General features: G+C 70.7%; 14 protein-coding genes. 7 read left to right on the top strand and 7 right to left on the bottom strand.

What is annotated here, in order from left to right:
- Positions 1–7: 7 nt before the first annotated feature.
- Genes OG505_RS03950 through OG505_RS03940 form a run of 3 tightly spaced genes read right to left on the bottom strand, consistent with a single transcriptional unit; the run spans position 8 to position 3,112 of the window.
- Complete coding sequence (locus OG505_RS03950) at positions 8–844, bottom strand: carbohydrate ABC transporter permease (RefSeq protein WP_405431032.1); 837 nt, start codon at positions 842–844, stop codon at positions 8–10.
- 1 nt (position 845) lies between these two features.
- On the bottom strand, positions 846–1,826 hold the full coding sequence (locus OG505_RS03945; RefSeq protein ID WP_405431031.1) for a carbohydrate ABC transporter permease: 981 nt from the start codon (positions 1,824–1,826) through the stop codon (positions 846–848).
- Positions 1,823–3,112, bottom strand: coding sequence for an ABC transporter substrate-binding protein (locus tag OG505_RS03940; protein ID WP_405431029.1), 1,290 nt, complete (start codon positions 3,110–3,112; stop codon positions 1,823–1,825). Before OG505_RS03940 ends, OG505_RS03945 begins: the two co-directional genes overlap by 4 nt.
- Positions 3,113–3,313: 201 nt before the next feature.
- On the opposite strand from OG505_RS03940, the gene OG505_RS03935 reads away from it, so the two are divergent.
- A complete protein-coding gene (locus OG505_RS03935) occupies positions 3,314–3,529 on the top strand; it encodes a hypothetical protein (RefSeq protein ID WP_405431028.1) in 216 nt (71 codons plus the stop codon).
- 38 nt (positions 3,530–3,567) lie between these two features.
- On the opposite strand, the gene OG505_RS03930 is transcribed toward OG505_RS03935, so the two are convergent.
- The gene (locus OG505_RS03930; protein WP_405431026.1) at positions 3,568–3,858 is read right to left on the bottom strand and encodes a flavin reductase; all 291 of its coding nucleotides are present in this window, start codon (positions 3,856–3,858) and stop codon (positions 3,568–3,570) included.
- A 253-nt stretch (positions 3,859–4,111) separates the two neighbouring features.
- On the opposite strand from OG505_RS03930, the gene OG505_RS03925 reads away from it, so the two are divergent.
- The 5 genes from OG505_RS03925 (at position 4,112) to OG505_RS03905 (ending at position 6,812) form a co-directional block, all read left to right on the top strand.
- Positions 4,112–4,909, top strand: a complete 798-nt coding sequence (locus OG505_RS03925; protein WP_405431025.1) for a DUF5753 domain-containing protein — start codon at positions 4,112–4,114, stop codon at positions 4,907–4,909.
- Positions 4,906–5,088, top strand: coding sequence for a DUF397 domain-containing protein (locus OG505_RS03920; RefSeq protein ID WP_405434371.1), 183 nt, complete (start codon positions 4,906–4,908; stop codon positions 5,086–5,088). The genes OG505_RS03925 and OG505_RS03920 overlap by 4 nt, the downstream gene beginning before the upstream one ends.
- 37 nt (positions 5,089–5,125) lie before the next feature.
- Entirely contained in the window at positions 5,126–5,830 is a 705-nt protein-coding gene (locus OG505_RS03915; RefSeq protein WP_405431024.1) for a VOC family protein, read from the top strand.
- Positions 5,831–6,015: 185 nt separating this feature from the next.
- On the top strand, positions 6,016–6,447 hold the full coding sequence (locus OG505_RS03910; RefSeq protein ID WP_405431023.1) for a hypothetical protein: 432 nt from the start codon (positions 6,016–6,018) through the stop codon (positions 6,445–6,447).
- Positions 6,448–6,494: 47 nt separating this feature from the next.
- On the top strand, positions 6,495–6,812 hold the full coding sequence (locus OG505_RS03905; RefSeq protein ID WP_405431021.1) for a hypothetical protein: 318 nt from the start codon (positions 6,495–6,497) through the stop codon (positions 6,810–6,812).
- Positions 6,813–7,179: 367 nt separating this feature from the next.
- Here OG505_RS03905 and OG505_RS03900 read toward each other — a convergent pair whose 3' ends face one another.
- The 3 genes from OG505_RS03900 to OG505_RS03890 form a co-directional block, all read right to left on the bottom strand.
- On the bottom strand, positions 7,180–7,890 hold the full coding sequence (locus tag OG505_RS03900) for an HAD family hydrolase (protein ID WP_405431020.1): 711 nt from the start codon (positions 7,888–7,890) through the stop codon (positions 7,180–7,182).
- 41 nt (positions 7,891–7,931) lie between these two features.
- Positions 7,932–8,552 carry a TetR/AcrR family transcriptional regulator gene (locus OG505_RS03895; protein ID WP_405431019.1) on the bottom strand — a complete coding sequence of 207 codons (621 nt, stop codon included), beginning with the start codon at positions 8,550–8,552 and terminating at the stop codon, positions 7,932–7,934.
- A gap of 189 nt (positions 8,553–8,741) precedes the next feature.
- Positions 8,742–11,450, bottom strand: coding sequence for an MGH1-like glycoside hydrolase domain-containing protein (locus OG505_RS03890; protein ID WP_405431018.1), 2,709 nt, complete (start codon positions 11,448–11,450; stop codon positions 8,742–8,744).
- Between the two features lie 42 nt (positions 11,451–11,492).
- On the opposite strand from OG505_RS03890, the gene OG505_RS03885 reads away from it, so the two are divergent.
- Positions 11,493–13,436 (top strand): amylo-alpha-1,6-glucosidase, encoded by a 1,944-nt coding sequence (locus OG505_RS03885; RefSeq protein WP_405431016.1) that lies wholly within the window; start codon positions 11,493–11,495, stop codon positions 13,434–13,436.
- The last annotated feature ends 32 nt before the right edge of the window (positions 13,437–13,468 follow it).

Raw genomic sequence — 13,468 nt, 5'->3', positions numbered from 1 at the left:
TATTCACCTATCCCTTGACTGCGCCGGAGGTCAGGCCGGACACGATGCGGCGCTGGAAGAAGAGAACGAACAGGATGATCGGTACGGTGATCACCACGGCGGCGGCGCAGATCGCCCCGGTGGGGTCCTCGAACTGCGACGCACCGGTGAAGAACGACAGCGCGGCCGGCACCGTGCGGGACCGCTCGGTGGAGGTCAGCGAGATGGCGAACAGGAAGTCGTTCCAGCAGAAGATGAAGACCAGGATCGCCGTGGTGAACAGGCCGGGCGCGGCCAGTGGGGCGATCACCCGACGGAACGCCTGTGCCTGGGTGGCGCCGTCCATCTTCGCCGCCTTCTCCAGGTCCCAGGGGATCTGCTTGAAGAACGCCGACAGCGTGTAGATCGCCAGCGGCAGCGCGAAGGTGATGTACGGCAGGATCAGCCCTGGCCAAGTGTCGAAGATCTTGAGCTGACGCTCGATCTCGAACAGGGGCGACACGAGGGACACCTGCGGGAACATCGCGATCAGCAGGGAGACCCCGACCAGCAACCCCTTGCCGGGAAAGTCCAGCCGGCTGATGGCGTACGCGGCCATCGCGCCGAGCACCACCGCGATGAGCGTGGCGATGAGGGCGATGCCGATCGAGTTGACCAGCGCGCGGACGAACTGGTCGGTGTCGAAGATCGTCCGGTAGTTGTCCAGCGTCCACTCCCGGGGGATGAAGTTCCCGTCGGTGAGGGTGGCCGGCGTCTTGAACGACAGCGACGCGATCCACAGCACCGGGACCAGCGCGAAGACGACCACGAGGACGTCGAGCAGACCCCAGCGCACCTTGGCCCGGGTGGTGGTTTCGACAGCCATGTCAGCGCCTCTCGGAGTCGTCGCTGCCGGGCGCAGCGGTGCCGAACAGCTTCACGAAGACGAAGGCGATGATCGCCACGGTGATGAAGATGAGCACCGACATCGTCGAGCCGATGCCGAGGTTGAGACCCCGGATCAGGTTGTTGTAGGCGAGCATCGACACCGACGAGGTCTCGTTGCCCCCGGCCGTCAACACGAAGATGTTGTCGAAGACCCGGAACGCGTCCAGGGTGCGGAACAGCAGCGCGACCAGGATCGCCGGCTTCATCACCGGCAGCATCACCTTGGTGAACTTCTGCCAGGAGGTCGCCCCGTCGGTGGAGGCGGCCTTGAGCAGGTCCTCCGGGACCAGCGCCAGCCCCGCCATCAGCAGCAGCGCCATGAACGGCGTGGTCTTCCAGATCTCCGCCAGCATGATGATCGCCAACGAGCTGGCCCGCTCGGTGAGCGGCGCACCATCGCTGAACAGGTCGGCCAGGTAGCCGGTGCCGGGCGTCCAGGCGTACCGCCAGGAGAACGCGGCGACCACCGTGACGATGCCGTACGGGATGAGCGCCGACGTGCGGACCAGGCCGCGCCCGACCAGCGTGCGGTGCATGATCAGCGCCAGCCCCATGCCGAGCACCAGCTCGACGGCCACGGTGACCACCGTGATCAGCGTGGTCACCCCGAACGCCGTCCACCAGAACTCGTTGGTGAGCACGGTGACGTAGTTCTCCAGCCCGATGAACTCGCGCTGGTCGGGAAAGCGCAGGTCGTAGCGCTGCAACGACAGCCAGACCGAGTAGATGATCGGGTACGCGGTCACCGCGACCATCACCAGCGCGGCGGGCGCGCAGAGCAGCCAACCGAGTCGGCGTTCGGCCTTCTTGTTCTCACTCAGCGGCGGCCTGCGGCGGCCGCCCCGCTGGGTGGGCACGGTGGTGGATCGTTCCGCCTCGGCGCTCACCTGCGCGCCGGCCGGCGTGGCGTTGACACTCACGGCAGGACCCCCTTGGACTGGAGGGCGTCGGCGATGGCGCCGCGCAGCTCATCGGCCGTCTGTTGGCCACGGATCGCCGACGGCGGCGACAGGATCGCCGACATGACTGTCGAGATGCTCTGGTAGGCCGGGGTCAGCGGACGCGTCGCCGGGTCCTTCAGCTCTTCGAGGATGGTGTCCTTCATGGGGTACGCCTCGGTCATCTCCGGTTCGTCGAAGACCGCCTCGATGGTCGGTGGTACGCCGTCGTTGATGGCGGAGAACTTCTGGTGCTCGGGGCTGCGCAGACACCGGGCCGCCTCGAACGACTGCTCCGGGTGCCGGGAGTAGGAGCTGACCGCCAGGTTCACGCCGCCGATGGTGACCTTGCTGGGGGTGTTCTCGTCGATGCCGGGCACCCGCGCCCAGCCGACCTGCTTGGCCAGCTCCGGGTCGGCCTCCTGCAACGCCGGGTAGACGAACGGCCAGTTCACCTGGAACGCGCCCGAGCCGGACTGGAACTCCAGCCGGACCGGGTCCTCGGTGGCGTTGCTGAACGACGGCGACGTCACGCCCGACGTGGCGAACCGCTGCAACTGCTCCAGCGCCCGGACCGTGCCGTCGTCCATCACGGCCTTCTTGCCGTCGTCGGAGAGGACCTTGCCGCCGGCGCTCTCGGCCAGGGTGTTGTAGAGGACGACCAGGCCCTCGTACTGCGCGCCCATGGTGAGCACCTGGTACGGCTTGCCCTGGTCCTTGAGCTGCTTCGCGGCCGTGATCATCTGGTCCCAGGTGGTCGGCGGCTGCGGCACCAGGTCCTTGCGGTACCAGAGCAGTTGGACGTTGGTGTTCTTCGGCGCGGCGTAGAGCTTGTCCTCGTAGCGGGCGGTGTCCAGCGGCCCGGCGAGGGTGCCCTGCTCGACGTCGGACTTGTCCTGGCCGGTCCACTCGAGGATCCACTTGGCGCTGGCGAACTCCTGGGTCCAGGTGACGTCCAGGCCGAGCACGTCCATCCCGGTGTCCTCGGCGGCGAGCCGGCGCACCATCTGCACCCGCTGGTCGTCGGCCTGCCGGGGCAGCACCCGGTAAACGATCTTGTATCGTCCCTGGGCCTGCGCGTTGCAGTCGTCGACCACCTTCTGCAGGTTCTGCTCCGGCGGGTAGTACAGGTTGATCGTCGGCGTACCGCCGCCACCGTCGCCGGCACCGCACGCGGCCAGTGGCGCGGCCAGTGCCAGCGCGGCGGCTGCGGCACCAAGCCGGGCAGCCGGCCGACGCCGGTGTCGAGCCGTTTCGGGGTCCGTCATCGCCCTCCCCCTCTCTTCGGCGAGAAACCGGGGAGGGGCATCCGCGCCCCGGCGCACGGCGAGACTTCCGAGCCCTGGAGCTGCGGAAACGCCCCGACTCGGATGCTCTGTGCGGCTACACTGCCCCACCCGCGAAGTCACGAAACCTGCCTGCGCGCTGCCGCTGCACCGACCCCGCCGGATGAGTGAGGATGCCGCAGTATGACAGTTGCAAGCTGCGCGTATGACAGAGCCGCAGCGTCGCTGCTGCCGGAGCGGGCGCAGGACCTGCCGGAGCTGACCTTCTGGCAGCGCAGGATCCACCGCTTCGACCTGGCCGCTGCCGCCGTGGCGGGTCTGACCCACGACGCCGCGGTGCTCACCGGTGAGGGGCCCGGGTACTCCGAAGGGGTGCCGCTGATCCACTTCCCCGGATGAACTCCGGTGCGCCGCCCAAGTAAGGGGTACGAGCGGAGTCAGCCCCGGGCCCGCGCCCAGGAGAGGAAGCGCTCGGTCATCCGGGCCGGCGGGTGGTCCGGGTGGAGTTGGGTGAGCTGGTTCGTCGCCTCATGCATCAGGGTGCCGAGGTAGATCAGCAGCGCCGTCCGGCTGCCCCGGTACTCGGTCAGCAGGGCGAGCTTGGCCGGCTGGCAGGGCCACTCCTTTCCGCAACTGCGGCACCGCCAGAGCGGGCGCATGGCGACGTGCGGGACGGGCGGCCGGACCACCATCACCGCCACCGCATCGCGTGCTGCTGGTCGCTCCACCACGTGACCGTGCTCCGCACATCGACCTCCTCGGGTGGTGAGGGCGGGGCCGCTCCCGCACGGGGAACGGGAGCGACCCCGGGGCAGGGCCCGCCGCCGCCAATTCCGGCCACCAGCGGACCCGCCACTGGTGACAGTCTGGGGTGACACGACTACCGTCGATACGTGCTCAGGGCATCCGTGCAGCTCAACGGCCCAGGTGAGCAGCCCTGGCGGACACGCCGATCCACAGTGAGCGGAGTTTGGAGAATTGATGGGGACCGTGACGGACTACGTGCTGGAGGAGCTTCGCCTTCTCCGGGCGGGGCTGGGGCTCAGTCAGGACGACTTCGGCAGGGGCATCGGATATTCGGGTTCGCACGTCAGCTCGGTGGAGACCGGCGGGCGACCACCCACGAAGGAGTACATGCGGGCGGTCGACGCGCACCACGAGACCGGCGGGCGCTTCCTGCGCATGCTGGAGAGGCTGGCCCAACTGGACGCCGAGCCGGCCTGGCTGCGCGAGTGGATCGAGTTCGAACGCGAGGCAACCACGCTGCGCTGGTTCGAGCTGTCGTATGTGCCGGGTCTCCTTCAGACCGAGCGGTACGCCCGCGCCACGCTGGCCGGCGGGCGGTTCGATGCCGAGGATGTCGACCGCATCGTCGCCTCTCGGCTGGAGCGGCAGTCGATCCTGCACCGCCCGCGCCCGCCGCAGCTCATCGCCGTCCTGGACGAGGCCGTGCTCCGCCGGCCGGTGCTCGATCAGCCAGGGCTCATGGTCGAGCAGTGCGAGCACCTTGCCCAGGTGGCGGCAGCGGAGCATATCCAGGTGCACGTCGTGCCTGCGGATGCTGGGATGTACCTGGGGCTGGCAGGCCAGTTCATCATCGCCGAGTTGCCCGATGGAACTCGGGTAGCCCACGCCGACAACCAGCTCACCGCGCAGATCATCGATGCGCCAGCGGACGTCGCTAAGCTGGCGAAGACGTGGGAGATCGTGCGGAACGAGGCGCTCCCCCGCCGGCAGTCAATCGAGCTGATCAAGGAAGTGGCGAAGTCATGGACATGATGACCCCGCAGTGGCGGAAGTCGACCAGGTCCGGCGGCAACGGTGGGTCCTGCGTCGAGGTCGCCGACAACCTGCCGAACGTGGTGCTGGTACGGGACACGAAGGACCGGGACGGCGGCACCCTGCACGTCGATCCGGCGGCCTGGAGGGCGTTCCTCGGTTACGCCAAGCGGCACTGACCCCCACAGATCCACCCCGACCAGGCATGCTGGGATCATGATCGCGCGCTTCAAGGACCTCTGCCTGGACGCCTCCGCCCCGCGCTCGCTGGGCGCCTTCTGGGCGCGGGTGCTCGACGGAGAGCTGGCCGACGCTGGCGGCGACGACACCCGGGTCGACCCCCGATCCGCCCGCTCCGACGCCGAGTCGATCTGGGTGAACGAGGTGCCCGAACCCCGGACCGGCAAGACCCGCGTACACCTGGATCTGCGGTTGCCTGGTGCGGACCCGGCGGCGCTGCTCGCGGCCGGCGCCCGACTGGTCCGCGACCCGGCCGGCGACGCCGACTGGTGGGTGCTGGCCGACCCGGAGGGCAACTCGTTTCGCGCGTTCGGAGCCCACGAGGACACTCGGCCGGGTCCGTTCGAGCTGGTCGTGGCCTCGACCGACCCGGCCGCCCAGGCGACCTGGTGGACCGGCGTGCTCGGCGGCACCGTCGAGCACGGCTCGGGCAGCGCCTCGGTGGTCGGCGCGGCCGGGTTCCCCTGGGAGCGATGGGTGTTCGACGGGGTGCCCGAGCCCAAGACGGTCAAGAACCGGATGCACTGGGACGTCGAGCTGGTCGAGCCGGAACCGATGGCGCTGATCGGGGCCGGGGCGACGCTGCTGCACGAGCCGCTGGACGAGGCGCACTGGTGGTGGGTGCTGGCCGACCCGGAGGGCAACGAGTTCTGCGCCTTTCCGCCACGTCCCACCGGGTGAACGACCGACTATCCAGCGCGGGCGGCGTCGACTAGCGTTTCCCTAGCGCCGCAGCCAGCGCGTTCGCCGCCGACGTCGACACGCCTCCGGCCGGCCCAGCCTGCCCGATCGGTTGGTTATCGCGGGAACGTCCCACCGCCGCGGCACCGGTTCGGCAGGATCGTCCCAATGAGGGAGGTGCCGTCGTGCAGGACACCCGCGCTCTCGCCCTGACGTTCGAGGTGAGCGGCCTGCCACCGGTCAAGACCGAAGCGTTGTCCATCTTCGCCGCCGGGCATCGGCAGGCGACGAGGGTCCGCACCCTGCTCCAGGCCGCCTTGGGCGCGGCCCAGCGCACCGGCTGGACGCCGTTGCCTGGGCCGATCGAGGTGGACCTGGTTCTGCGCTGTCCGCCTGGGCACCGGACATCCGACGCCAGCACCCTGCTCGGCGGCGTCTGCGCGGTGCTGCAGGACAAGAAGCGGGTCTCCACCATCGGCCTGGCGCACCTCGGCGTCCTGGTGGATGTCGCCCTCTACGACGACGACCGGCAGATCCGCCGCTTGTCGTACCACGAGGAGCCGGCGGAGGACTTCTCGTACCAGGTGCGGGTCGCCGCCGTACCGACCGGCGTTTGACCGACGGCCGCGGTGGGGTATCGCGGACGCCGACGAAGGGAGCACCGATGTCGGAGCCACATGTCACGCTCGACCCGCGCGGGCTCGATCCGGTGCAGCAGAAGCTGCGCGGGCCGCTGGAGGACCAGCTGACCTCGGCTCTCCAGGCTGCCACCGACCGGGTTCGCGCCAGCTACGCCGGCGAGCCGGTCGAGCAGGTGTGCCAGCGGCTGTTGGACGAGACCCGCTCCGGGTTGCACCCCGACATCGCGGCCGGGTTCAACCCGGACATGGACGAGTTCTGCCGGGTGGCAATCTCGATCGTCCGCGGCGGGTCCGACGAGCCGGACGCCCACCACACCGGCGACGGCCGGCACCGCGCCTGACGGGCCGGCACCGATCGCAGTGGCCGGGTCAGGACCGGGTCCGCAACTACCCGGTCCTGACCCCCGGCCGTCCGGCGGGGAGCGGACAGGTCCGGCACCCACCGCGCACGTGGGCGCGGCACGACGCCACGCGGCCCGGCGGGGAGGTCCGGGCCGCCCTGCACTCAGCTCCACGGTGCCCACCCGCCGGACACCGGTGCGTTCCCGGCACACCCCGAAAGGCCGTGAGCGCCGGCTCAGGTTAGGCGGATCCCGACGGGCTGGACAAGCGTTGCGGGACCGTCCGCGACGTGACTGATCTCAAGGGGAAAAAGCGGCATGTGCGCGTAACGCAACCATGATTTTCGACGCTGTTCGGATTCGACGGTCAAAAATGCCGGAGCAGGTCGCGGAAGGCCGCCAGCCGCAGGATGCCGTTGTCGGTCGGGTCCAGCTCGTCGTCCTCCAACACCCAGGTGTTCTCGTTCGGGATGAACACCGCGTTCAGCCCGGCAGCCCGCGCCGGCAGGATGTCCGACTTCGGGGAGTTGCCGATCATCCACGCGTCGGCCGGCTCGAACCCGTGCTCGCGGATGAGCCACCGGTAGGTGTCGACGTTCTTCTCGGCGACGATGTGCGCCGCCCCGAAGTGGTGCAGCAGCCCGCAGGCATCCAGCTTGCGCTGCTGCTCCTCCCGCTCGCCCTTGGTCAGCAGCAGCAGTTCGTGCCGGCCGGCCAACTCGTCGAGCGCCTCGGCGACACCGGGCATCAGCTCTACCCGGTGCTCCACCAGCGCCAGGGCCAGCCGGTCGATCTCCTGGCGCTCGGAGTCGGTGGCCGGCCGTTCACGCAGCCGCTCCAGGCACTCGGCCAGACTGCGCAGGAAGACCTTGCTGCCGTACCCGTGCGCCACCGCGTTGGCCCGCTCGATGTCGTCGAGGATCGCCCGGGTCTCCGCCCGGTCCAGGGTGGGGTGGTCGAGCCAGGCCAGGAAGTCGTCGATCACCCGCTCGAAGACGACGTTGTTCTCCCACAACGTGTCGTCCGCGTCGAAGATCAATACCTGTGCCCGTCGACGAGCCGCCTGGTCCGCGGTCATGCCGGCACCTCCTCGCGATCATGCTCGTGCGGACGCGAACTCTAGGGCATTGCGCCCCGGGCACCCAGCGAATTCCCGTCCGCCGGGCAGGGCCACCACAGCAGTCTCTCCATGATCATCGCCTCCCGCTCCTCCTGCGCCTCGGGGCGCAGCCGGCCGCCGCGAGTGAGCATCACGACGCCGTGCAGCAGGCTCCAGCCCACCTCGGCGAGGATGTCCGGATCACGCCCCTGGGCCAGCGGGAGCAGGGCCGCCCGCAGCGCGGCGAAGACCGCCCGCGGCGCCGCCGGCACCCCGGCCGCGCCGAGGGCGAGGTCCGGGGTCAGCGCGAGCATCGCGTCGTAGACAGCCGGATTGGCGTACGCGAAGTCGAGGTACGCGCTCGCCATCACCGCCCAGGCCCGCTCCGGGAAGGGGTTGTCGGCGTGGGCGGCGGTCAGCGCGGCGGCCAGCGCGGCGAAGCCGTGCACCGCGACGGCGGCCAGCACCGCCTCCTGGTCGGCGAAATGCCGGTAGAGGTCGCCGACGTCCACGTTGGCCCGCTCGGCGAGTCGTCGGCCGTTCAGCCCCGTCCAACCCTCGGCCTCGGCCAGCTCGCGGGCGGCCGTGACGATGAGATGTCGCCGGTCCTCTTCGGTGGCCTCCTCGGCAGGTACGGACACGGGCCGAGCGTAACGACCAGCACTGTTCGTATCCGCTTCATGACGGATTGGCGACTGTTCGCCTCCTCCGCAGATCGGCAGCCGAGGCGGCCTCACCACGCCACCGACACCACTACATCCTGGATCGAGCACGATCATGCGCGGTACGCAGGGCGCGGCGAGCGGGGCGCGGCGGGCCGACTGCGCGGGTCAGCGGCGCAGGGTGAGGATCAGGTCGGCGATCAGGGCCGTCCAGCCGGTCTGGTGCCAGGCGCCCAGGCCGGCGCCGTTGTCGCCGTGGAAGTACTCCGGGAAGGCGATCAGGTCGCGCCAGTCGGGGTGGGTCTGGAACAGCCGCGCCGCGCCGTAAATCGGCCGGCGACCCCAGTCGTCCTGGGTGAAGAGCGAGATCAGCCGTGCGGACAGGTCGTCGGCGATCTCGTCCAGCGAGCGTTTCACCCCGGAGCGGGTCGGATACTCCACCTGCAGGTCGTCGCCGAAGAACGCCGCGTAGTCGCGCAGCGCGCTGATCAGCAGGAAGTTCGTCGGCATCCAGATCGGCCCGCGCCAGTTCGAGTTGCCGCCGAACAGGCCGCTCGTCGACTCGGCCGGTTCGTAGCCGACGGAGAACTCCTGCCCGCCGAGGGTGACGGAGAACGGCTTGTCCAGGTGCGCGCGGGACAGCGTCCGCAGGCCGAAGTCGGAGAGGAACTCGTCGGGGTCGAGCATCGGGGCGAGCAGCCGGACCACCTGATCCTGGCCGACCATGGACAGCAGCCGCTGCTGGCGGCCGTCCGGGCCGAGCCGGCGGGTGCCGATCACCTGGGCGTACTCCGGGCGGTTGGTGAGGAACCAGCGCAACCGCGCGCCCAGCTCCGGCAGTCGGTGCAGGGTCTTCGCGGTGAGGCGGGTGGTGGCGGCCAGCGGCAGCAGCCCGACCACCGAGCGGACCTTCAGCGGCACCTTCGTGCCGTCGGCGAGGCGCAGCACGTCGTAGAAGAAGGCGTCCTCGTCGTCCCACAGCCCCTGCTCGTACGCGGCGGCGGCGATGTAGAGGAAGTGCTCGAAGAACTTCGTGGCGGTGTCCACCCACGTCCCGTCGTGCTCGGCCAGCACGATGGCCATGTCGAGCAGGTTGAGGGCGTACATGGCCATCCAGCCGGTGCCGTCGGACTGCTCCAGCACGCCGGCCACCGGCAGCGCCGCCGAGCGGTCGAACGGCCCGACGTTGTCCAGCCCGAGGAAGCCGCCCTCGAAGACGTTGTTGCCGCCGGTGTCCTTGCGGTTGACCCACCAGGTGAAGTTGAGCAGCAGCTTGTGCATCACCCGGCCCAGGAACTCGAAGTCCTTCCCGCCGTCGATCTCGAACACCTTGAGCGCCGCCCAGGCGTGCACCGGCGGGTTCACGTCGCCGAACGCCCACTCGTACGCCGGGATCTGCCCGTTGGGGTGCAGGTACCACTCGCGCAGCAGCAGCAGGATCTGCTCCTTGGCGAAGCCCGGATCGACGCGGGCGATGCTCACGCAGTGAAAGGCCAGGTCCCAGGCCGCGTACCAGGGGTACTCCCAGGGGTCGGGCATGGAGATGACGTCGAAGCTGGTCATGTGCCACCAGGCGCTGTTGCGCCCGTGCCGGCGCCCGGCCGGCGGGGGCGACGAGCCCGGGTCGCCGTCCAGCCAGCGCTTGACGTCGAAGTGGTAGAACTGCTTGCCCCACATCAGCCCGGCGATGGCCTGCCGCGCCACCAGCGCCTCGTCCGGGGTCGCGGCCTCCGGGATCACGCCGGCGAAGAAGCGGTTCGCCTCGGCCCGCCGTGCCCACACCACGGCCTCGAAGCCGTCCCGCAGGTCGGCCGGGGGCGGCGGGGCGGCGGCCGGCGGCGACGCGGTACGGGTCAGCCGCAGCCGGATCTGGCGCTGGCCGCCGGCCGGCACGTCGAGCACGTAATGCAACGCGCCCTTGGTGCCCTCGCGGGCCGGGTTGACCGTGGGGGCGCCGTTGACCACGTGGTCGTTGATGCCGTCCTTCGGGTACGGCGAGCGGCCGGGCAGCCCCCACAGCCGCTCGGCGTTGGTGTCGTTGTCGCAGAGCAGCGGCACCGGGCCGCCGTCGCCCTCCAGCAGCAGCTGGCCGAGCACCCGGTGCTCACCGACCAGCCGGGTGCCCTCCCCGGTGAGGCGGGGGATCCGGTCGCCGCCGGGCAGCCCCCAGGCCCAGGTGTTGCGGAACCACAGGGTGGGCAGCACATGCAGGGTCGCCGCCCGGTCGCCCCGGTTGGCCACGGTCACCACCATGCACAGGTCGGTCGGTGACGCCTTGGCGTAGTCGACGGTCACCGCCCAGTACCGGTCGTCGTCGAAGATCCCGGTGTCCACCAGCTCGTACTCGGTGTCGTCCCGGCCGCGCAGCGCGTTCACCGCGACGAGTTCGTCGTACGGGAAGGCGGCCTGCGGGTAGTGGTAGCGCCAGCGCATCCAGGAGTGGGTGGGCGTGGAGTCCTCGTACCACCAGTACTCCTTGGCGTCCTCCCCGTGGTTGCCACCGTCGCCGCCGAGGCCGAACATCCGCTCCTTGAGGATCGGGTCCTTGCCGTTCCACAGCGCCAGGGCGAAGGCGAAGGTCTGACGGTCGTCGCAGACGCCCGCCATCCCGTCTTCGTTCCAGCGGTAGGCTCTGGACCGCGCATGGTCGTGCGGGAAGTAGTCCCACGCCGTACCGTGCTCGCTGTAGTCCTCCCGTACCGTCCCCCACGCCCGTTCGGACAGATAGGGACCCCATGCACGCCAGTCCTGCTCCCCCGAGTCGGCCTGGGCGAGCCGGAGCCGCTCAGCGTCGGGGGGCGAGGCGTCGGAGGACGATCGGTCAGTGATCACGTGCACATCTTTGACGCCGCCGGGGTACTTCACCACAGCGGCCATTCTCGTCGTGGCGTGTTACACCTCGCCGGCGGTGGAGGAAAGTTGATCGACATTCACTTCGGCCCGCAGGTCTGCGGCGAGCTGACCAGCGCGTCCAGCCGGGAGTGGCTGGTGCCCGACGGCCTCGGCGGGTACGCGATGGGCACCGTCGGCGGGCTGCGGACCCGCCGCTACCACGGTCTGCTGGTGGTGCCGGGCGAAACTCCCGCGTCCCGCCAGGTGGGACTCGTCAGTCTCGACCCGGCGGTCACCCTGCCCTCCGGCGCCCGGGTCCGGCTCGGCGCCCACGAGTGGTCCTCCGGCGTCGTGGACCCGCGCGGTTTCGAATTGCTGGAGCGCTTCGAGCTGGTCGACGGGCTGCCCCGGTGGCGGTGGCGGATCGGCGGGGTGGTGATCGAGCGGGAGCTGGCCATGCTGCCCGGCCGCTCCTGCGTGGCGGTGGTGCACCGGCTGGTCGCCGGCGGACCCGTCCGGCTGGAGCTGTCGGCCGCGTGCACCTGGCGTGACGCGCACGGCGAGCGGCGGGCCGACGGTCCGACCCCGCAGGTCGAGGCGGTGGCCGACGGCGCGGTGGTCGAGGGCGCGTACCGGCTGGCCGGCCCGGGCTGGGCGCCGGAGGGGCAGTGGTGGCTGGGCGTGCACCACCGCGAAGAGGCCAACCGTGGATTGAACGCGGACGAGGACCTCTGGTACGCGGGACGCTTCGTCGGCGAGCTGGAACGCCCGGGCGACACGGTGTCGGTGCGGGCCTGGGCCGGTCGACTCGACGAGGAGCCGCCGCCGGCCGCCGAGATCGTGGCGACAGCCCGGCGACGCAACCGGCAGGTGGTGGCCGCGGCGCGGCCGGCCGACGAGGTGGACGCGACGCTCGCACTGGCCGCCGACGCGTTCGTGGTCCGTCCCGGCGGCGCGGCTGTCGACGTGGTGGCCGGGTACCCGTGGTTCGGCGCCTGGTCGCGGGACACGATGATCTCGTACGAGGGGCTGTTCCTCTGCACGGGCCGGGCCGCCGAGGGGCGCGAGCTGCTGCGGGCGTACGCGGCGACGCTGTCCGAGGGGATGCTCGCCAACACGGCCGACACCGGCCGGGTGGAGTACAACACCGTCGACGGCACGCTGTGGTTCCTACACGCGGTGAGCCGGCACGTGACGGTCACCGGCGACACCGATCTCGGCGACGAGTTGCTGCCGGCGCTGCGTGCCGTGATCGACGCGCACGTGGCCGGCACCCGCTACGGGATCGCCGTCGACCCGGCCGACGGGCTGCTCACCCAGGGCGCCCCGGGCACCGCCCTGACCTGGATGGACGCCCGCGTGTACGGGGTGCCGGTCACCCCGCGCACGGGCAAGCCGGTGGAGGTCAACGCGTTGTGGATCAACGGGCTGGCCGGTCTCGCCGAGCTGGCCGAGCTGGCCGGGCAGGACGCGGGCGAGCTGTGGCGGCGGCACGCCCAGGCGACCGCGTCGTTCCGGGACCGCTACCCGGCCCCGACCGGCTGGCTGCACGACGTGCTGGACGCGCCCGCGCCGGCGTACCCGCTGGGTGGGGCGGCCCTGCACGACGACGACGCCCTGCGCCCCAACCAGTTGCTGGCCTGGTCGTTGCCGTTCGCGCCGCTGGAGCCGGACGAGCCGACGCTGCGCCGGATCGCGACCGGGCTGCTCACCCCGCTCGGGCCACGCAGCCTCGCCCCGGACTCGCCCGAGTTCGTGGGTCGGCACCGGGGTGGCCCGGCCGAGCGGGACGGCGGCTACCACCAGGGCACGGTGTGGCCGTGGCTGCTCGGGCCGTACGTGGACGCCTGCCGGCGGGGCAAGATGTCAGTCGATGACGTATTGATTGGTATTGAGTCCCATCTGACCGAATATGGGCTAGGCTCGGTAAGCGAGACGGCCGACGGCGTCGCGCCGCACTCCGCGACCGGCTGCCCGTTCCAGGCGTGGTCGGTGGCCGAGCTGCTGCGGGTGCGCCGAAAGGGCCAGTAGCGCTTTACACGACCGCAACGGCGGTGTCTCCG

Origin of the sequence: Micromonospora sp. NBC_00617 (assembly GCF_045161355.1) — a bacterium.
Taxonomy (GTDB): Bacteria; Actinomycetota; Actinomycetes; order Mycobacteriales; family Micromonosporaceae; genus Micromonospora.
The sequence above is the reverse complement of the archived record's forward strand: the minus strand, read 5'-3'. Positions and strand labels throughout refer to the sequence as shown.

Coding starts and splice junctions, on each gene's coding strand:
- OG505_RS03900 (WP_405431020.1), bottom strand. CDS start 7,890: ATGACCGCGGACCAGGCGGCTCGTCGACGGGCACAGGTATTGATCTTC.
- OG505_RS03890 (WP_405431018.1), bottom strand. CDS start 11,450: ATGGCCGCTGTGGTGAAGTACCCCGGCGGCGTCAAAGATGTGCACGTG.
- OG505_RS03925 (WP_405431025.1), top strand. CDS start 4,112: ATGGGGACCGTGACGGACTACGTGCTGGAGGAGCTTCGCCTTCTCCGG.
- OG505_RS03920 (WP_405434371.1), top strand. CDS start 4,906: ATGATGACCCCGCAGTGGCGGAAGTCGACCAGGTCCGGCGGCAACGGT.
- OG505_RS03915 (WP_405431024.1), top strand. CDS start 5,126: ATGATCGCGCGCTTCAAGGACCTCTGCCTGGACGCCTCCGCCCCGCGC.
- OG505_RS03940 (WP_405431029.1), bottom strand. CDS start 3,112: ATGACGGACCCCGAAACGGCTCGACACCGGCGTCGGCCGGCTGCCCGG.
- OG505_RS03950 (WP_405431032.1), bottom strand. CDS start 844: ATGGCTGTCGAAACCACCACCCGGGCCAAGGTGCGCTGGGGTCTGCTC.
- OG505_RS03935 (WP_405431028.1), top strand. CDS start 3,314: ATGACAGTTGCAAGCTGCGCGTATGACAGAGCCGCAGCGTCGCTGCTG.
- OG505_RS03905 (WP_405431021.1), top strand. CDS start 6,495: ATGTCGGAGCCACATGTCACGCTCGACCCGCGCGGGCTCGATCCGGTG.